The sequence below is a fragment of the Enterococcus sp. AZ091 genome (assembly GCF_051714805.1).
In the GTDB taxonomy this organism is placed as follows: Bacteria; Bacillota; Bacilli; order Lactobacillales; family Enterococcaceae; genus Enterococcus_D; species Enterococcus_D gallinarum.
Genome location: NZ_JBIOSO010000001.1, coordinates 451,804 through 468,816 on the forward strand (window position 1 = coordinate 451,804; position 17,013 = coordinate 468,816).

The 17,013-nt window shown below is 36.3% G+C and carries 19 protein-coding genes; 6 read left to right on the forward strand and 13 right to left on the reverse strand.

Annotation, left to right across the window (positions count from 1 at the left end):
• Positions 1-5 precede the first annotated feature (5 nt).
• The 7 genes from IGJ28_RS02375 to IGJ28_RS02405 all read right to left on the reverse strand — a co-directional run bounded on the left by IGJ28_RS02375 (position 6) and on the right by IGJ28_RS02405 (position 5,255).
• Complete coding sequence (locus tag IGJ28_RS02375) at positions 6-896, reverse strand: ParB/RepB/Spo0J family partition protein (protein WP_003129168.1); 891 nt, start codon at positions 894-896, stop codon at positions 6-8.
• Positions 886-1,650 carry a ParA family protein gene (locus tag IGJ28_RS02380; RefSeq protein WP_003129169.1) on the reverse strand — a complete coding sequence of 255 codons (765 nt, stop codon included), beginning with the start codon at positions 1,648-1,650 and terminating at the stop codon, positions 886-888. Before IGJ28_RS02380 ends, IGJ28_RS02375 begins: the two co-directional genes overlap by 11 nt.
• An 11-nt stretch (positions 1,651-1,661) precedes the next feature.
• Complete coding sequence (gene rsmG / locus IGJ28_RS02385) at positions 1,662-2,375, reverse strand: 16S rRNA (guanine(527)-N(7))-methyltransferase RsmG (protein WP_003129171.1); 714 nt, start codon at positions 2,373-2,375, stop codon at positions 1,662-1,664.
• Between the two features lie 443 nt (positions 2,376-2,818).
• A complete protein-coding gene (locus IGJ28_RS02390; RefSeq protein ID WP_005473101.1) occupies positions 2,819-3,547 on the reverse strand; it encodes an Asp23/Gls24 family envelope stress response protein in 729 nt (242 codons plus the stop codon).
• 19 nt (positions 3,548-3,566) lie between these two features.
• The gene (locus tag IGJ28_RS02395; RefSeq protein ID WP_003129173.1) at positions 3,567-3,752 is read right to left on the reverse strand and encodes a DUF2273 domain-containing protein; all 186 of its coding nucleotides are present in this window, start codon (positions 3,750-3,752) and stop codon (positions 3,567-3,569) included.
• A gap of 11 nt (positions 3,753-3,763) precedes the next feature.
• Positions 3,764-4,333 (reverse strand): alkaline shock response membrane anchor protein AmaP, encoded by a 570-nt coding sequence (gene amaP / locus IGJ28_RS02400; protein ID WP_257602814.1) that lies wholly within the window; start codon positions 4,331-4,333, stop codon positions 3,764-3,766.
• A 28-nt stretch (positions 4,334-4,361) separates the two neighbouring features.
• Positions 4,362-5,255 carry an SDR family oxidoreductase gene (locus IGJ28_RS02405; protein ID WP_003129177.1) on the reverse strand — a complete coding sequence of 298 codons (894 nt, stop codon included), beginning with the start codon at positions 5,253-5,255 and terminating at the stop codon, positions 4,362-4,364.
• Between the two features lie 248 nt (positions 5,256-5,503).
• Between IGJ28_RS02405 and IGJ28_RS02410 the strand changes: the two genes are divergently transcribed.
• Entirely contained in the window at positions 5,504-5,956 is a 453-nt protein-coding gene (locus IGJ28_RS02410; protein WP_308052719.1) for a DUF2188 domain-containing protein, read from the forward strand.
• Between the two features lie 14 nt (positions 5,957-5,970).
• Here IGJ28_RS02410 and mnmG read toward each other — a convergent pair whose 3' ends face one another.
• Both mnmG and mnmE read right to left on the reverse strand, forming a co-directional pair.
• Positions 5,971-7,872 carry a tRNA uridine-5-carboxymethylaminomethyl(34) synthesis enzyme MnmG gene (gene mnmG / locus IGJ28_RS02415; protein ID WP_308052718.1) on the reverse strand — a complete coding sequence of 634 codons (1,902 nt, stop codon included), beginning with the start codon at positions 7,870-7,872 and terminating at the stop codon, positions 5,971-5,973.
• 20 nt (positions 7,873-7,892) lie between these two features.
• Entirely contained in the window at positions 7,893-9,290 is a 1,398-nt protein-coding gene (gene mnmE, locus IGJ28_RS02420; protein ID WP_003129182.1) for a tRNA uridine-5-carboxymethylaminomethyl(34) synthesis GTPase MnmE, read from the reverse strand.
• Between the two features lie 223 nt (positions 9,291-9,513).
• Here mnmE and IGJ28_RS02425 point away from each other — a divergent pair, with 223 nt between their 5' ends.
• Positions 9,514-9,843, forward strand: coding sequence for a heavy metal-binding domain-containing protein (locus IGJ28_RS02425; RefSeq protein WP_003129184.1), 330 nt, complete (start codon positions 9,514-9,516; stop codon positions 9,841-9,843).
• A gap of 228 nt (positions 9,844-10,071) precedes the next feature.
• Here the strand turns inward: IGJ28_RS02425 and jag are convergent, their stop codons facing one another.
• From jag to rpmH, 4 genes are all read right to left on the reverse strand, one after another.
• Positions 10,072-10,836: an RNA-binding cell elongation regulator Jag/EloR gene (jag, locus tag IGJ28_RS02430; protein WP_003129185.1), complete on the reverse strand. Its 765-nt coding sequence runs from the start codon at positions 10,834-10,836 to the stop codon at positions 10,072-10,074.
• A gap of 16 nt (positions 10,837-10,852) precedes the next feature.
• The gene (locus IGJ28_RS02435) at positions 10,853-11,677 is read right to left on the reverse strand and encodes a membrane protein insertase YidC (RefSeq protein WP_003129186.1); all 825 of its coding nucleotides are present in this window, start codon (positions 11,675-11,677) and stop codon (positions 10,853-10,855) included.
• Positions 11,678-11,695: 18 nt separating this feature from the next.
• On the reverse strand, positions 11,696-12,031 hold the full coding sequence (gene rnpA, locus IGJ28_RS02440; protein ID WP_003129188.1) for a ribonuclease P protein component: 336 nt from the start codon (positions 12,029-12,031) through the stop codon (positions 11,696-11,698).
• A 144-nt stretch (positions 12,032-12,175) separates the two neighbouring features.
• On the reverse strand, positions 12,176-12,310 hold the full coding sequence (gene rpmH / locus IGJ28_RS02445; RefSeq protein WP_002356012.1) for a 50S ribosomal protein L34: 135 nt from the start codon (positions 12,308-12,310) through the stop codon (positions 12,176-12,178).
• Between the two features lie 509 nt (positions 12,311-12,819).
• Here rpmH and dnaA point away from each other — a divergent pair.
• The 4 genes from dnaA to recF all read left to right on the forward strand — a co-directional run bounded on the left by dnaA (position 12,820) and on the right by recF (position 17,010).
• Complete coding sequence (gene dnaA, locus IGJ28_RS02450) at positions 12,820-14,157, forward strand: chromosomal replication initiator protein DnaA (protein ID WP_003129244.1); 1,338 nt, start codon at positions 12,820-12,822, stop codon at positions 14,155-14,157.
• Between the two features lie 159 nt (positions 14,158-14,316).
• The gene (gene dnaN / locus IGJ28_RS02455) at positions 14,317-15,447 is read left to right on the forward strand and encodes a DNA polymerase III subunit beta (protein WP_003129245.1); all 1,131 of its coding nucleotides are present in this window, start codon (positions 14,317-14,319) and stop codon (positions 15,445-15,447) included.
• A gap of 224 nt (positions 15,448-15,671) precedes the next feature.
• A complete protein-coding gene (gene yaaA / locus IGJ28_RS02460) occupies positions 15,672-15,911 on the forward strand; it encodes a S4 domain-containing protein YaaA (protein ID WP_003129246.1) in 240 nt (79 codons plus the stop codon).
• Positions 15,898-17,010 carry a DNA replication/repair protein RecF gene (gene recF, locus IGJ28_RS02465; protein WP_003129248.1) on the forward strand — a complete coding sequence of 371 codons (1,113 nt, stop codon included), beginning with the start codon at positions 15,898-15,900 and terminating at the stop codon, positions 17,008-17,010. Before yaaA ends, recF begins: the two co-directional genes overlap by 14 nt.
• Positions 17,011-17,013: the final 3 nt, after the last annotated feature.

A 17,013-nucleotide genomic window follows, 5' to 3' on the forward strand; every position in this document is an offset into this window, starting at 1 on the left:
TCACCTCAAGCTTCATCAAATTGAATATTCAATAAATCAAGGATTCGTGTCAAATCTTTCTGTGAAAGGTACTCAATCTCTATTTTCCCCTTACCTTCCTTTTCATGGATTTCAACATTTGTCCCAAACTTGTCCATTAGTCGTTCTTCACTTTCCCGCAAATAATAGGGTTTTTCACGAATCAAACGAGGAATTTTCTTCTTCTCATTTTTAGCATCATTCATTTCAGACACTAATTGTTCTAATTGGCGAACAGTAAGATTTTCTTTCACACATCGATTGGCTAATTTTAAAATCAGATCTTTGTTTTTTAACCCTAGCAGTGTGCGCGCCTGTCCCATTGATAAGCGTTCATCTTGTACCATCTCTTTTACCAACTTTGGCAATGATAATAGACGAAGATAATTTGCAATATAAGGACGACTTTTGCCTAATCGTGTTGCCACTTCTGCTTGTGTTAATTTAAGATTTTTCATCAGCATTTCATACGCTTCAGCTTCTTCTAAAGGATTTAAATCTTCTCTTTGCAGATTCTCTAGAACAGCTACTTGCATCATTGCTTCTTCATCAAAATCACGGATAATTGCAGGTATCGTTTCTTTTTTTGCTAACTTGGATGCACGAAAACGTCGTTCACCAGCAATGATTTCATAGCCCTTTACAGTAGATTTTCTAACAATAATCGGCTGAAAAACACCTGCGTGTTGAATTGAATTAGCTAGTTCTTGAAGTGAGACTTCATCGAAGGTTTTACGTGGCTGGTAAGGGTTTGGTCTTAATTCATTTAAAGGGAGCTCAACCACTTCCTCTGTTTTGATATCTACTTCTTCTAAGCCTTGAAGATCTTGAAATAGTGCATCGATCCCCCGTCCTAAACCTTTCCCTTTATTTTTCACGAGTTAACACTTCCTTTGCTAATGTCTGATATACTTCAGCACCCTTTGAACGTGGATCATAATCAATAATAGATAGACCATGACTTGGGGCTTCTGATAAGCGTACATTACGTGGAATAATTGTCTCATAAACTTTTTCTTGGAAATAACGACGAACTTCTTCTACTACTTCAGCACCTAGATTTGTCCGTGCATCGTACATTGTCAACAAAACACCTTCAATTTCTAATTCAGGATTAAAGTGCTTTTGAACTAGACGCACGGTATTCAATAACTGACTTAGTCCTTCCAATGCGTAATATTCACATTGAACGGGTATTAAAATAGAGTCGCTGGCTGTAAATGCGTTGATCGTCAAATGTCCAAGAGAGGGGGGGCAATCAATAAATATATAGTCATATTGATCTTTAATTTCATTCAATGCCGATTTCAAACGAGATTCCCGAGCCATCATTGAAGTTAATTCAATTTCAGCACCAGCTAATTGAATCGTCGCAGGAACAATATCTAAATTCTCACGACTACTTGGCAATATTGCCTCTACGATTGGTGTTTCATTCACCAATACATCGTAGATATCTTTATCAACATCTGGTTTACGAATCCCTACTCCACTTGTGGCGTTTCCTTGAGCATCAATATCTACTAGTAAGACTTTTTTTCCTACATAGGCCAAACAAGCACCCAGGTTAACTGTAGTTGTTGTTTTGCCTACGCCGCCTTTTTGATTTGCCACTGAAATAATACGTGCCATTCTGCTTCCTCCTACTTGATTGGTTGTTTCGCCGGCAAACCAGGTTTGCGCGGGTATTTTTTTGGCGTTTCTTTCGTTTTTTTGATGATCAAAAGATGCCGTTCATCATTACTAACAGGCAATGTCAATTTTTTTTCTTCAATAAACTTACCACCAAGTAATGCGATTGCTGATTTTGCTTCTATTAATTCTTCTTCGCTTTTTGCTGCTTTTAAGGCAAAGAAATACCCGTTCTTTTTAACGAGAGGCAAGCATAGTTCCGTTAAAATATTTAAACGAGCTACTGCTCGAGCAGTGACATAATCAAAGGATTCTCGGAACTCTTTTTGACCAAATGTTTCTGCTCGATCGTGAAACAAGTAAACATCTTTTAAACCTAAATCTGCCACTAAAGTTTGTAGAAAAGTAATCCGTTTATTCAGTGAATCAACGATTGTTATCTTTAGTTGTGGGAAGATGATTTTCAATGGAATACTAGGAAAACCTGCTCCAGAACCGACATCACATAAATGTGCATCTTCTTTGAATGCTGTCACAAAAGCTAAAGAAATCGAATCATAAAAGTGTTTCAAATATACTTCTTTTTGATCGGTAATTGCAGTGAGGTTCATTTTTTGATTCCATTCAATCAACCGATCATAGTAAGTAGCAAATTGCTTGAGCTGTTCAGATGACAACTCAATTCCTTGAATAGATAATTGTTTTTGAAATTCTTCTGGCAGCATAATGAATCCTTTCTATTTTTGTGAAACAGAAAAATGTTTCACAGACTAATTCCTACTTTAACGCAAAAAGTTTTGAGATGCAATAGGAATACATTGCTTTCAAAGAGATTTTAATTTTTCCACGACGGTTTTTATTTAATTGTTTGTGGTTAGTTTATGGCAAAAATTTGAACTTGTACTCAGACAAAAAAATGCATCATTTTCCATGACCGGTAAATACTAACTCACTAGACTTAAAAAATACAATTACAAAATTGTATCTGTATTCTGATGAAATTGTTACTTGTATGAATAGTCAGTAAGCAGCTGTAAAAGTGTATTATCAGTTCTATCAATTTTTTAGTTAAATAATATAGAAAGAATCTATTTTTCAAAAAAATTGATCGATAAAATAAGAGCTACCCTTCAACATGAAGGATAGCTCTTATTTTTTCTATTATTAATTAATGAACGCGAGGTTCATTATTTTCTTGCATACGATCAGATGTTCGTTCTACTGCACCTTTAGCTTTTTCTGTTTGTCGAGAAGCAAAATCTCCTGTTTTTGATGCCGCGTTGGAGACTTTATCTTGAACTGTCTCGCTATCTTCTTGATACTCAGCTTCTGACTTAATGTCGACCACATTGATATTGACTTCAATTACATCTAGTTGAGTCATATTGGCTACTTCTCTATGAATCACTTCTTTAACTCTCTCAGCAACTTCTGGAATATTTCGTCCGTACTCTACCACAATATCCATATCAACAGCGACTTGTTTTTTGCCAACTTCAGTATTGATCCCAGAGGTTACATTATCTGTATTTACTAATTTCTCTGCAATATTTGAGAAAAACCCTCCATCAACTGTTAACAGACCATCAACATCTTCCAGAGCGATACCAATAATTTTTTGAATAACTTTATCATCATAGGTCAAAGAACCATTTACGGATGTTTCTCCAGTAGGACCTTGAAATCCACTAGGTTTTTCTGTCTGATTATGATGTTGGTTTCCAACTGTTGCTTGGTGCTGTTCAACCGCTTCTTGCGCATGAGGTACAACTGGGTCTGGTGCTTCTGTCATCGGAATATCGTTTTCTTTTGTCGTATGATCCGTGTTTGGTACGACTGGATCTGGATGTGCACTTACTGGTTTTTCATTTTTTAATTCGTTTTTTTCGTTATTCATTTAAATTCCTCCTGAGTTCTTATTGTTTTAGAAATTGATCTAACATTCCCGTTCTCTGTACGTACATCCCTAGGGCAAAGCCTAATCCTGTGAGCACAATGATCAGTAGTGTTTTGAAAAAGCCAATGCTGACAAATAGTAAAGCTAACACTAATCCAATCGCTCCAAAGATAATAGGGATCTTATATTGTTCAAGCTCTTTCATTGATAGACCTCCTATTCTACACGTGGATTTTCTGTAGTGTTCTGTTCTTCGTAGTTCGTATAAGAAACATCGACTTTGACTTTTTCACTTGATCCTAACGTTCTCTGCAAATCTTGCTGGATCTCAGTCATCAAATTCTCTGTTTTACCTACCAATGCAGAAGTACGTTTTAATTTTCCTTTGATTTTTACGCTGATTCGATTTTTAGTTGCTTTAACATTCACTTTAGGTCCATCAACGAATTCTTTTTCACTAACCTTTGTTCGTACTAAACCTTCAATTGCTTTTTTATCGATCGACAATGTTCCTTTATCCTCTTTCAAAACAAAAGTAGCTTTTGTTCTAGGATAGAAGATAATAACTAGAATGATACAAAGGAAAAAGATAATTAGAACTGCTGCTGCCCAAAAAAGATATTGTTGTAGGAAATAATTCGTGAAAAAGAAGGAAATAAATCTTTCTTTTCGATCTAAGCCAAACGGTAAACTAAAATAAGGATTGCCCAATAATAATATTGGCAATAACACAGTAATAAAAATCAATGAAACTACAATCGCTAAAGTTTTCCATCCTTTATTCATAAGACACCTCCTAATATTTGATCACTTCTTATAGATTGATTGCTTCTCCACCAGTTACTCCATAAATTTGAGCTGTTACATAGCTTGCTTTGTTCGACGCCAGAAAAACATACACAGGTGCTAACTCGGCTGGTTGTCCTGCACGTTGTAACAACGAATTTTGGCCAAATTCAGGTAACTGATCCTGTGGTTGTCCATGATCCAACTGTAGAGGTGTCCAAATTGGGCCTGGTGCTACACCGTTTACTCTAATTCCCTTTTCAGCAAACTGTTTTGCCAAACTAACTGTGAAACTAGCAATAGCAGCCTTAGTTGCAGCATAATCCATTAAATGAGCACTTGGACTAAAAGCTTGAACAGAAGTCGTTGTCACAATGGCCCCACCTGCTGGGAGATGAGGTTCTGCAGCTTTAACTAAAGCAAACATGGATAATATATTCACCATGAACGTATCTTTTACTTGCTCAAAGGGTAATTCTGAAATAGAGGGACGTGTGATTTGTTGAGCAGCGTTCAAAACAAGCGTATCCAAACCGCCTAGCCCTTTTACTGCTTTTTCAACGATTTCTTGAGGAGCTGCTTCATCTCTCAGATCATATGGTAATAGGATAGCTTTACGTCCAGCTTGTTCGATATAGTGAGCAACTTCCTCGGCATCTTTTTCTTCTCCTGGAAAAAAATGTAAGGCGATATCGGCCCCTTCTCGTGCAAAAGCAATGGCTGCCGCTCGACCAATTCCTGAATCTCCACCCGTAATCAGTACCCGTCGATTTTCTAATTGATTTGTTCCTTCATACGTTTCTTCTCCACAATCCGGCTCAGGCATCATTTCTTCTTGCAAAGCAGGAGTATCTTGATCCTGTTTTTTAAATTTACCTGTTTGATAAAGTTCGCGCGGATCATTCAAAATAGGTTCACTCATCTTACATCCTCCTTTTGTCTATAACAAAATTCTAAACCATTAAATTTTTTTTTGGAAATATAACGCTTATTTAATTTTAAAATCAAAAATAATTTCAATAAAAAATGAGCAAAGAAAGCGCACGCAAAGAGGGTTTTAATAAGGATATAGAAGGTAAAATAATTTATTACTCTTTCCGTACTGAAATTCAATTTTTTCCATATTTTGGCAAAAGTGGGTAAACTAAAAGAAAAAAGGAGGAGTACAAAATGCCTTGGAATATGAAAGATTATCCTGCTTCAATGAAAAACTTGGATCCGTTGGTTCGAAAAAAAGCAATTGATATTGCAAATGCTTTGTTGAATGATGGCTATACAGACGATCGGGCAATTCCTATTGCTACTAGCCAAGCGGAAAAATGGCTAGAAAATGCCAGTGAAGAAGAAAAGAAAGAATTTCGTAAGGAAAAAAATCCTCAAAAAGATGATCCGCATACCAAAAATAAAAATGCAAAAAAGCTTCTGACAGCCAATGTTCAAGTAAAATTTGAAGAAGATAAATGGGTTGTTTTATCTGAAGGCGCTAAACGAGCTAGTGATCATTTTAATATTAAAGAAGATGCCATTGCTCGGGCAAAAGAAATCGCTGAAAATAAAAAAACTGGTGTAGAAGTATTTAAAAAAGACGGTAGTCACCAAAAAGATTACGACTTTTCCGAATAAAAAAACCAGCCTCTTTAGGCTGGTTCAGTTATTTTCGTAATCTTTCCTTGTTCGATATAAACCATCAATATACTTATGTCGGCTGGATTTACGCCACTAATTCGGCTGGCCTGAGCGATGGTTTCTGGTTGTATTTTTTTTAGTTTTTGTTTTGCTTCAGTTGCAAGACCATTGATTGCTTCATAATCAATGTTTTCAGGAATCCGTTTTGCTTCCATGCGTTTTAGTTTTTCCACTTTTTCAAGGGCTTTTTTGATATATCCTTCATATTTGATCTGAATCTCTACTTGCTCAATTTCCTTCGGCTTTAATGCAGGGTTTGCTTCGATAAACTGCAAGAGTTCTTGATAATTTACTTCTGGACGGCGTAGAAATTCATTTGCTAGAACACCATCTTTTAATGGAGCGGTTCCTTTCTCTTTGAGGAAAGTTTGAACAGATGGTGTTGGTTTGATACGTACTTTTTTTAGACGTTGGATTTCCTCTTCTACAGCTGTTTTTTTCGTTAGATAGGCCTGGTATTGTGGCTCTTCCACTAAGCCAATTTGGTGTCCGACTTCTGTTAGACGAAGATCCGCATTATCGTGACGCAGCAACAACCGATATTCTGCTCTCGATGTCAATAGACGGTATGGCTCATTAGTCCCTTTTGTTACTAGATCATCGATCATTACTCCGATGTATCCATCACTACGTTTCATAATAAAAGGCTCTTTTCCTTGAATCTTAAGAGCAGCATTTATGCCAGCAATCAATCCTTGACCCGCTGCTTCTTCATATCCGCTCGTTCCATTTGTTTGTCCTGCTGTAAAAAGGTTAGCGATGACTTTTGTTTCTAACGTTGGTCGTAACTGATGTGGTACTACAACATCATATTCAATAGCATAACCCGTACGCATCATCTCAACTTTTTCAAGCCCGGCAATCGAATGGAGCATATTGACTTGGACGTCTTCTGGAAGAGAAGTTGAAAGTCCTTGGACATACACTTCTTCGGTATCTAAACCTTCTGGCTCTAAAAATAATTGGTGGCGTGATTTATCGGCAAAACGTACGATTTTGTCCTCGATCGAAGGGCAGTACCTTGCTCCAACCCCTTCAACGATTCCAGTAAACATTGGTGCACGATGAAGATTATCATTAATGATTTGATGTGTATGTTCATTGGTATAGGTTAACCAGCAAGGTTCTTGATTGGTTTTGTATTGGCTATCAGGTGTACTGTAACTAAAGTGATTAGGGGCTTCGTCACCGGGTTGGATCTCAGTTACATCATAGTTGATGGTACTTGACTTCACACGTGGCGGCGTACCAGTTTTGAAGCGCGCAATTTCTAAACCTAACTCTTTTAAATGATCAGCAAGTCCAATGGATGGTTGAGAATTATTAGGTCCCGAAGAATATTTTAGTTCACCAATAATAATTTCCCCACGTAGCGCAGTTCCAGCAGTAATGATCACCGATTTTGCTTGGTAACGAGCTCCAGTTGCAGTAACAACGCCTTTACAAATACCATCCTCAACAATCAATTTCTCTACAATACCCTGGCGTAATGTCAAATTTTGCTCCATTTCAATGGTTTTTTTCATTTCAGAAGCATAGGCATGTTTATCTGCTTGTGCACGCAATGCACGCACAGCCGGTCCTTTACCTGTATTCAACATTCTCATTTGAATGTATGTTTTGTCGATGTTCTTCCCCATTTCGCCCCCGAGAGCATCAATCTCTCTAACAACTACACCTTTAGCAGGACCTCCTACTGATGGATTACAAGGCATAAATGCAACCATATCTAAATTGATGGTTAACAATAATGTTTTACACCCCATACGGCTAGCTGCAAGAGCAGCCTCTGATCCAGCATGACCTGCACCAACTACTATGACTTCATATTCTTCTGCTTGATATTCTTGCATCGTATTCTCCTTTGGTAATTTTATTTTCCTAAACAAAATTGACTAAATAACTGCGTAATTAATTCATCTTGAACACTATCTCCAACAATTTCGCCTAAATAATCCCAGCAACGAGTCATGTCGATTTGCACAAGATCAACAGGCATCCCACTTTCAATTCCTTGAATCACTTCTGCTAATGAATGTTCTGCTTTTTCCAATAATGCAATATGACGAGTGTTTGAGAGATAAGAGGCATCTTTATCTCCTGTATTTCCACCAAAAAACAAGTCAGCTATTGCTTGTTCAAGTTGATCCAATCCTTCACTCGTTAATACCGAAATAGGAAGAGCAGGCTCATTCTCTAAATAGGGCACTAAATCTTCTTGATTGATTCTTGAAGGTAAATCTGTTTTATTTAGCAAAATGATTCGTTTATTTCCAGATGTAATATCCAATAATTGTTTATCTTCTGTCGTGAGTGACTCACTTTGATTTAGTACTAATAAAATCAAATCCGCTTCACTGAGTGCTTTGCGACTACGTTCAACACCAATTTTCTCAACGATATCTTCTGTTTCACGAATTCCTGCGGTATCAACTAACTTTAAAGGCACACCACGTACGTTTACATACTCTTCAATAACATCTCTAGTAGTACCTGCAATATCTGTTACAATTGCTTTCTCTTCCCGTAATAAGTGATTTAGCAGACTTGACTTGCCTACGTTTGGCCGACCAATAATTGCTGTACTGAGACCTTCTCGTAAAATTTTTCCTTGCTGTGCTGTCTGTAAAAGAGCTTGTATCTGTTTCTGGACTTGATTTGCCTTTTCTAATAATAAACGTGTTGTCAATTCTTCGACATCATCATATTCTGGATAATCGATATTTACTTCTACCTGTGCCAATGTCTCTAAGATCTCTTGCCGTAGTTGTCGGATCAATCTTGAGAGGTTACCATCTAATTGGTTGATAGCGAGATTCATTGCTTTATCAGTTTTTGCACGAATCAAATCCATCACTGCTTCAGCTTGAGATAAATCAACACGCCCATTAAGAAAAGCACGCTTTGTAAACTCTCCCGGTTCAGCCAACCGTGCTCCTTGACGCAAAACTAATTGCAAAATTTGATTAACGACAACAATCCCGCCGTGACAATTGATTTCTACTATATCTTCTCTAGTAAAAGTTTTTGGTTTTCTCATGATCGATACCATAACTTCATCCATCATTTGATACTTCTCAGGGTCAAAAATATGGCCATAATGTATCGTGTGGCTACTCACATCTATTAGTTTTTTCTTTCCTGATTGAAAGACAGCATCTGCTATGGAAATTGCTTGTTCACCACTTAATCGAACAATACTGATTGCTCCTTCACCAGGGGGCGTAGATATTGCTGCAATCGTATCAAATTCCTGCGTAATACTCACCATACTAAAGCTCCTCCTAATTTTTCGCATAAAAAAAGCGCCCACTCCACCCGTCAAACTCATAACGGATAGACTTAGCACTTTGACTGCTTGTCATATAAAATTCTGGGAATAGATTAGCATACTTTTTATTTTGTCGCAAGTCTACTTGGTAAACTTTTAATCTTTTGCATCAAACACTAAAAACATTTAAAATAAAGGAAACAATAAGAAATGAGGGATTTTTATGGATACGTCCAAAAAAATAGATACTTCTTCTCGCATCAAGGAAATCATTCTTTCTACCGGAAATGTCAATCGGCCATACATTGTTCGCGATATTGTCTTTGCCGCAGATAAAATTGAAGTAGATTTATTTGATCCTGAAATCGATTTGAATGCGCTTCTCTCTGATGTTGCTTTTCGTCTGAAAGAAAAAGCGCACAGTTATGGTGCTAATGCTGTAATCAACTGCCATTTTGAACATGATCGAATCGTAGAAAACGGGAAAACTTTTTTAGAAATTTTTGCTTATGGAACAGTTGTACAGTTTACACAATCTACAATCGGCGGCTAATTTCCCTCAACAGTAAACTGCTAAACCTCGATACTACCAATACAATTAATATAAAAAAAGAGTCCGTGGCAAACGGACTCTTTTTTTCACCAAAGTAAGAACTACTCATCGTATGTTTACTTTGATAAGAATGATTTCTAATCAAGAATACTTGGTTTCAAATATCTTGTCAATTCCTTTTTCTCCACGATAAAAGGAATGACCTGAAATCAGGTCATTCCTTTAGACTTAAAAGTTTTTTTTCGCTGGTTCAACCACCAAGTACCGATAAGGCTCGTCACCTTCAGAGTGTGTTTGTATTTGGGCATCCTTACTTAATGCAGAATGGATTTGCTTTCTTTCAAAAGCTGGCATAGGTTCTAAAAAGACTGGTCTACCTGTGCGTTTAACTTTTTCTGCTGTTCTATTGGCCAGACGCTCTAAAATTGCCTGACGCTTTTCACGATAATCACCTACATTAACAACCACAGATAGCTTATTTGCTGCGATTCGATGAATATATACTTGTGCCAGATATTGTAAAGCATTTAGTGTTTTTCCATGTTTTCCAATCAGGAGTCCTTGCTTTTGTGTATCTAGATGAAAAACGATCAAGCCATCTTCTCGTGCTGTTTTTACAAGGGCTGGTGCATTCAATGCTTTAGAAATGTTAGTCAAATATAAAGCAAGATGAGTAAGTGCTTCATCATCAGAAAGATCCTTTGCGTTAGGTTTTTCTTCCGTATCTGCTTGCGATTTTGCAGTAAGCACTGATTCCTCAAGTTCAGGTTCTAAGATTTCTTCAATTATTTCAGTTACTGATTCTGTGATGATTTTTGATTCATCCGCAGCACTTCTTTCAATTGATACGCGGGCATTCTTTTTACCAATACCCAAAAAACCTTTTTTCCCCTCATCCAAAACATCGATCACTGCTTGATCCTTGTTTAAACCTAAAGCATGCAATCCTTCTTGGATAGCTTCATCTACTGTAAGACCTTCATAAATCGGCATTATCTGCAACCTCCTTTTATTTCTTACGTTTTTTCTTAGGACTCATTGCTTTCTTCAGCGCTCTTTCTCGTTCTCTTTCTTTTCGAGCAGCTTCTTCTCTTTCTTGACGAATCTTGAATGGATTATTCAAAATCAACGTTTGTACTACTTGGAATGCATTGGATACAACCCAGTATAAAGATAAACCACTAGCGATATTGATCCCCATCAATAAAATCATCAATGGCATTGCAAAATTCATTATCTTTAAACTAGCATTTGATTCTATTTGACTCATACTAGACAAATAAGTACTTGCAAATGTAAATAGTGCAGCTAATATAGGTAAAATAAAGTAAGGATCTCGGTCCCCTAATTGTAACCACAAAAATTTTCCTTCTTGTAAAGCTGGAACCCGCGAAATCGATTGCCATAATGCCATCAAAATTGGCATTTGGACAAGTAGCGGCAAACATCCGGCATAAGGATTCACATTATTTTCTGCATAAAGCCGTTGCGTTTCTGCACGTAATTTATTTTGTGTTTCACTATCTTTCGATGCATATTGTTGTTGCAGAGCTTTTAATTTTGGCTGCAATTCTTGAGTTTTTCGCATACTCTTTGTTTGAAAATGCATTAAAGGCATGAGAATAATCCGAATGATCAAAGTAAATAGAATGATCCCAATCCCAGCATTGCCAAAAGATAGCATCTTGATCGCTTCAGCAAAGTAATAAACGATATAACGATCCCATAATCCTGAACTTTGCGCATTCACTTCCCCAGTTGCGCTACAGGCAGACAAGACAACTACCAATGAGACGATCCCCAAAAATAGTAAGATACGTTTTCCTTTTTTCACTTAAATAATTCCTTTCCGTTAGTTAATGATTTTAGCAAGCTTTAACACATGCTCTAAATTCGAGTATACTTCTTGAGAAGAGCAATTCGAAACACTTGGACGAGCAATTACGATGAAATCGAGTGTAGGTTTGATTCTAGGTTGCATATCCGTGAGACTTGCTCTGATTTTTCGTTTGATCTCATTTCGTTTAACAGCATTTCCTACTTTTTTTCCTACAGATAATCCGACACGAAAATGTGGCTGATCTTTCTGCAGAACATAGACAACAAATTTACGGTTTGCAAAAGACTTTCCTTTCTGAAAAACCTTTTGAAAGTCTTGTTCTGTTTTTACGCGGTATGCCTTTCTCATCTTGGTTCCTTCATTTCTTTCTACTTTGGTTACTCACCTGTTTCTACTTTGGTTACTCACCTGTCAATAATACCATATTTAGTAAAAGGGATTCACTATATTCCTTAAAAAACGGCATAAAAAAAACCACTGGCATTCAGTGGCTTATGCAGAAATAACCTTTCTGCCTTTACGACGACGACTTGCTAAAACACGACGTCCATTTTTTGTACTCATACGTTTACGGAATCCGTGAACTTTTTGACGTTTACGTTTATTTGGTTGATAAGTTCTTTTCATTTAGTGACACCTCCATCAAAATAATGATTATGCGCATAGACATACTTTGATAGTATAACGAGTCAGACAGTGTTTTGTCAATATAAAATTCACCCACTTTACTGTCTTGTTTTCCACATAAACGAAATGAACTGTGTGTTACTTGTGGATTTTGCATTTTTGTGGATAACTTATTTCCACAAGTTTTTCCTGCTTTTTCCACAAATAAACACCCTTCTAAAAAGTTATCCACATACACTTTTCTGGCTGTGCATAAATCAGGAAAATGCTTTTACATCAACGTATTTGATTAACAGTTACTTGTGGATAAACAAGAGATTATTGTAACAATCCACAAACACTCCTCCTCTGTGGATAACCGTAAATTTGATAAGTTAATTTCTCCTGTTCTTTTTTTCATAAATGTGGAAAAGTATTTTTTTCTAACCTTTTTTATTATAATCTGTGGAAAACTTCTTCCATCCGTGCTAAATTAGTATTATCTATTCTTAGCTATAGGAGGACAATTTATGTCATCTGCTGATTCCATTTGGCGAGATCTTCAGAAATCTTTTAAAGAAGAACTTAATCCAGCAAGTTACAGTGCTTGGATCGAAACAGCCAACATATTATCTTTTGAAAAAAATCAGTTATTGATTGAAGTACCCAGTGATCTTCATAAATCTTATTGGGAAAAAAATCTAGCTGCAAAAATTGTTGAGATGGGCTTCATGAAGACCGGTGAAGAACTAATTCCTAGTTTTGTCACTGCTGAAGAAGCAGAAGCTCTGCAAAAATCGCCTTCTGTTGAACAAACAGTTACTGAAAAAGCAGAAAAAAAAGGAAAAACTATTCTAAACGAAAAATATACTTTTGATACATTTGTTATAGGTAAAGGAAATCAGATGGCTCATGCTGCAGCTTTAGTTGTAGCTGAAGATCCCGGTTCTATCTATAATCCGTTATTCTTCTATGGTGGTGTGGGTCTAGGAAAAACTCACTTGATGCATGCTATCGGACATCAAATGCTGTTAAAAAGACCAAATGCAAAAATCAAATATGTGAGCAGTGAGAACTTCACTAATGATTTTATTACTTCGATCCAAAAGAATAAAATGGAAGATTTTCGGAATGAATACCGAAATGTTGATCTCTTACTTGTTGATGATATTCAGTTTTTGGTCAATAAAGAAGGGACACAAGAAGAATTCTTTAATACATTTGAAGAGCTTTATCGAAATAACAAGCAGATCGTTTTGACAAGTGATCGCTTACCAAATGAAATACCCACGTTACCTGAACGATTGGTTTCACGTTTCGCATGGGGGTTATCTGTAGATATTACACCTCCAGATCTAGAAACTAGAACAGCGATTTTAAGAAAAAAAGCAGAAGCTGAACGCCTCGAAATCCCTGACGATACACTGAGTTATATCGCAGGACAAATTGATTCGAATATTCGGGAATTAGAAGGCGCATTAGTGCGTGTACAAGCATTTGCAACTATGCAAAATTCGGATATTACAACAAGCTTAGCTGCAGAAGCAATCAAAGCATTAAAGTCAAGTCATGGAAGCACTCAAGTTTCTATATTGCAAATCCAAGAGGAAGTTGCAAAATACTACCATATCCATATAAATGATCTCAAAGGAAAAAAACGTGTCAAAGGAATTGTCGTACCTCGGCAAATCGCCATGTTTCTTTCTCGTGAACTAACGGATAACTCTTTACCTAAAATTGGAGCTGAATTCGGAGGTAAAGATCATACTACAGTCATTCATGCTCATGAAAAAATCCAACATCTCTCAGAAACGGATCCTACCATTAAGAATGAAATTTCAGAAATCAAAAACATTCTCTTTAGTTGAGTTGTGGATAAAGCAAAAACATGCCAAAAAGTTATGCACAGGTTATACACAGGCGTTTTCGTTGACGTCTCAATGATATTTTCTAGTTATCCACAATACTAACAAGCCTATTACTACTATTACTTTATTTAATAACTATAAATAAAAGGAGTGCTCCTAATGAAAGTAACTTTAAATCGAACAGAGTTCATGCAAGAATTACAAACCGTTCAACGTGCCATTTCATCAAAAACAACCATACCGATCCTTACAGGTGTTAAATTAGTTCTAACTGATAAAGGTTTAACTCTGACAGGAAGTAATGCTGATATTTCAATTGAGACTTTTTTAAGCGTAGAGAAAGAAAAAGTTCAAATGAAAATTGAACAAACAGGAGCAATTGTTTTACAAGCACGATTTTTTAGTGAAATCATTCGTCGCTTACCGGATAATACTGTTACGCTGGAAGTGATAGAAAATAACCAAGTAGCAATAACTTCAGGGAAAGCTAACTTTACTGTAAATGGATTAGATGCTGATAGTTATCCACATTTACCAGTTGTCGAAAGTCAAGATCGCATCGAAGTTCCTGCTCACATTCTAAATAAAATTGTTAACGAAACAGTTTTTGCTGTTTCACAGCACGAAAGTCGTCCAATTCTAACCGGTGTTCATTTTGTTCTTGAAAATAAGAAATTATTAGCTGTAGCTACAGATTCCCATCGATTAAGTCAACGAGTAATTCCATTAGAAAGTGGGGAAGCGAATTTCAACATCGTTATTCCTGGGAAAAGTTTGACTGAATTGTCCCGTTCTTTAACAGATGAAGAAGAAGCTATTCAAATCAGTATCATGGATAATCAAGTATTGTTCCAAACCAATACAATGAAGTTCTATTCACGCCTATTAGAAGGGACTTACCCAGATACAAATCGATTGATACCATCAAGCTTTAACACAGAAATTGAATTTTCAGTTCCAGAATTGTTGTCAGCCATCGAACGCGCATCTTTACTTTCACATGAAGGAAGAAATAACATCGTTCGTTTGTCAATAAATGAAGATTCTGTTATTTTATATGGGAATTCTCCTGAGATTGGTAAAGTAGAAGAAGATCTATCCTACGAGCAAGTTTCAGGAGAACCATTGGAAATCTCTTTCAATCCTGATTACATGAAGGCGGCTCTAAGAGCTTTTGGAGATACAAGCATCACGATTCGCTTTATTTCTGCTATCAGACCATTCACTTTGGAACCAACTGAAAGTCAAGGAAGCTTTATTCAATTGATTACACCAGTCCGCACAAATTAGAATTTTTCATGTTTATTGTAAATGCATGAAACAAACGTCTGAAAATACAAAAATAGTTTAGAAGGGCTTAAAATCGATTTTAAGCCCTTCTTTTTGTTTTTGCTTATTTTTTATCTAAAACAATCAAAACTTCTCAGAATGAAAATTATACGGATAAATTTGTTTTATTCCTTAAAAAAGAGTATAATAATGGTATACGTTCTTCTATAGAATCGAGGGATAATATGAAAATGCAAATACCTTTAGAAACTGAATATATGACGTTAGGACAAATGTTGAAAGAAGTCAGCGTAATCAGCAGTGGAGGACAAGCAAAATGGTTCCTAGCTGAACATACGGTACTTGTAGACGGAGAGCCAGAGAATAGACGAGGCCGCAAATTATATGCGGGAATGAGGATTGAGATACCTGATGAGGGTACTTTTTTTATGGTAAAGAAGGAAGCCTCAGATGCGTCTGAATAATCTTCAGCTAAATAATTATCGCAACTATGAATCTTTGGAGTTATCTTTCGATAAAAATCTTGTCATTTTTTTAGGCGAGAATGCTCAAGGAAAAACCAACGTTTTAGAAAGTATTTATGTTTTAGCGATGACAAAAAGTCATCGAACTACAAGTGAACAAGAGTTGATTCGTTGGGATACAGCTGGGGCTCAAGTTAGCGGAGCTGTGTCTCGAGGGCATTCTACCATACCATTAGAATTATTTTTAACTAAAAAAGGTCGTAAAACGAAAGTCAATCATATTGAGCAAAAAAAACTTAGTAGTTACATAGGGCAATTGAATGTAATTCTTTTTGCCCCCGAAGATCTTTCACTTGTTAAAGGAAGTCCTCAAGTAAGAAGAAAATTTATCGATATGGAAATTGGACAGATTGATCCGATTTATTTGTATGATCTTGTGCAATATCAAAGTGTTTTGAAACAGCGAAATCAGTATTTGAAGCAATTATTTGAAAAAAAGCAAAATGATGAGCTCTATCTCACTGTGTTGACTGAACAATTGATTGAATTTGGCAGCAAGATCATTTTTGCACGACAACGTTTTGTAAAACGATTAGCATTTTGGGCCAATCAACTCCATCAAAAAATAAGTGATGAAAAAGAAGTTTTACAAATAGAATACTTGTCTAGTGTTGGTACTGTAAGTGCATCTCTAGAACAAGTTCAACAACAATTCAAAGATGCACTGGATCAAGTGAAAACACGTGAAAAAATGAGACAGATTTCTCTAGTGGGTCCACACCGAGATGATCTCAACTTTTTAATCAATGATAGGAATGTTCAAACATTCGGATCCCAAGGTCAACAGCGAACCACTGCATTAAGTGTAAAATTGGCAGAGATTGATTTGATGAAAGAAGAAACGGGAGAATATCCGGTTCTTTTGTTAGATGATGTCATGAGTGAATTAGACGATTCTCGTCAGTTACACTTACTAGAAACAATTGAAGGAAAAGTACAAACATTTATTACTACAACCACACTTGAACATGTAAAAGATAAAATGTCTGTTGAAGCAGAGATTTTTTACGTAGACAAAGGACACATAAAAGGAGAATAGACT

What these genes read in the sequence shown, in the direction of transcription:
- amaP (WP_257602814.1), bottom strand. Translation starts at nt 4,333, where the DNA reads ATGAATAAAGGATGGAAAACTTTAGCGATTGTAGTTTCATTGATTTTT.
- IGJ28_RS02425 (WP_003129184.1), top strand. Translation starts at nt 9,514, where the DNA reads ATGGATACGTCCAAAAAAATAGATACTTCTTCTCGCATCAAGGAAATC.
- mnmG (WP_308052718.1), bottom strand. Translation starts at nt 7,872, where the DNA reads ATGCAAGAATATCAAGCAGAAGAATATGAAGTCATAGTAGTTGGTGCA.
- mnmE (WP_003129182.1), bottom strand. Translation starts at nt 9,290, where the DNA reads ATGGTGAGTATTACGCAGGAATTTGATACGATTGCAGCAATATCTACG.
- IGJ28_RS02405 (WP_003129177.1), bottom strand. Translation starts at nt 5,255, where the DNA reads ATGAGTGAACCTATTTTGAATGATCCGCGCGAACTTTATCAAACAGGT.
- rnpA (WP_003129188.1), bottom strand. Translation starts at nt 12,031, where the DNA reads ATGAGAAAGGCATACCGCGTAAAAACAGAACAAGACTTTCAAAAGGTT.
- jag (WP_003129185.1), bottom strand. Translation starts at nt 10,836, where the DNA reads ATGCCGATTTATGAAGGTCTTACAGTAGATGAAGCTATCCAAGAAGGA.
- IGJ28_RS02410 (WP_308052719.1), top strand. Translation starts at nt 5,504, where the DNA reads ATGCCTTGGAATATGAAAGATTATCCTGCTTCAATGAAAAACTTGGAT.
- dnaN (WP_003129245.1), top strand. Translation starts at nt 14,317, where the DNA reads ATGAAAGTAACTTTAAATCGAACAGAGTTCATGCAAGAATTACAAACC.
- dnaA (WP_003129244.1), top strand. Translation starts at nt 12,820, where the DNA reads ATGTCATCTGCTGATTCCATTTGGCGAGATCTTCAGAAATCTTTTAAA.
- yaaA (WP_003129246.1), top strand. Translation starts at nt 15,672, where the DNA reads ATGAAAATGCAAATACCTTTAGAAACTGAATATATGACGTTAGGACAA.
- rsmG (WP_003129171.1), bottom strand. Translation starts at nt 2,375, where the DNA reads ATGCTGCCAGAAGAATTTCAAAAACAATTATCTATTCAAGGAATTGAG.
- IGJ28_RS02380 (WP_003129169.1), bottom strand. Translation starts at nt 1,650, where the DNA reads ATGGCACGTATTATTTCAGTGGCAAATCAAAAAGGCGGCGTAGGCAAA.
- rpmH (WP_002356012.1), bottom strand. Translation starts at nt 12,310, where the DNA reads ATGAAAAGAACTTATCAACCAAATAAACGTAAACGTCAAAAAGTTCAC.
- IGJ28_RS02395 (WP_003129173.1), bottom strand. Translation starts at nt 3,752, where the DNA reads ATGAAAGAGCTTGAACAATATAAGATCCCTATTATCTTTGGAGCGATT.
- IGJ28_RS02390 (WP_005473101.1), bottom strand. Translation starts at nt 3,547, where the DNA reads ATGAATAACGAAAAAAACGAATTAAAAAATGAAAAACCAGTAAGTGCA.
- recF (WP_003129248.1), top strand. Translation starts at nt 15,898, where the DNA reads ATGCGTCTGAATAATCTTCAGCTAAATAATTATCGCAACTATGAATCT.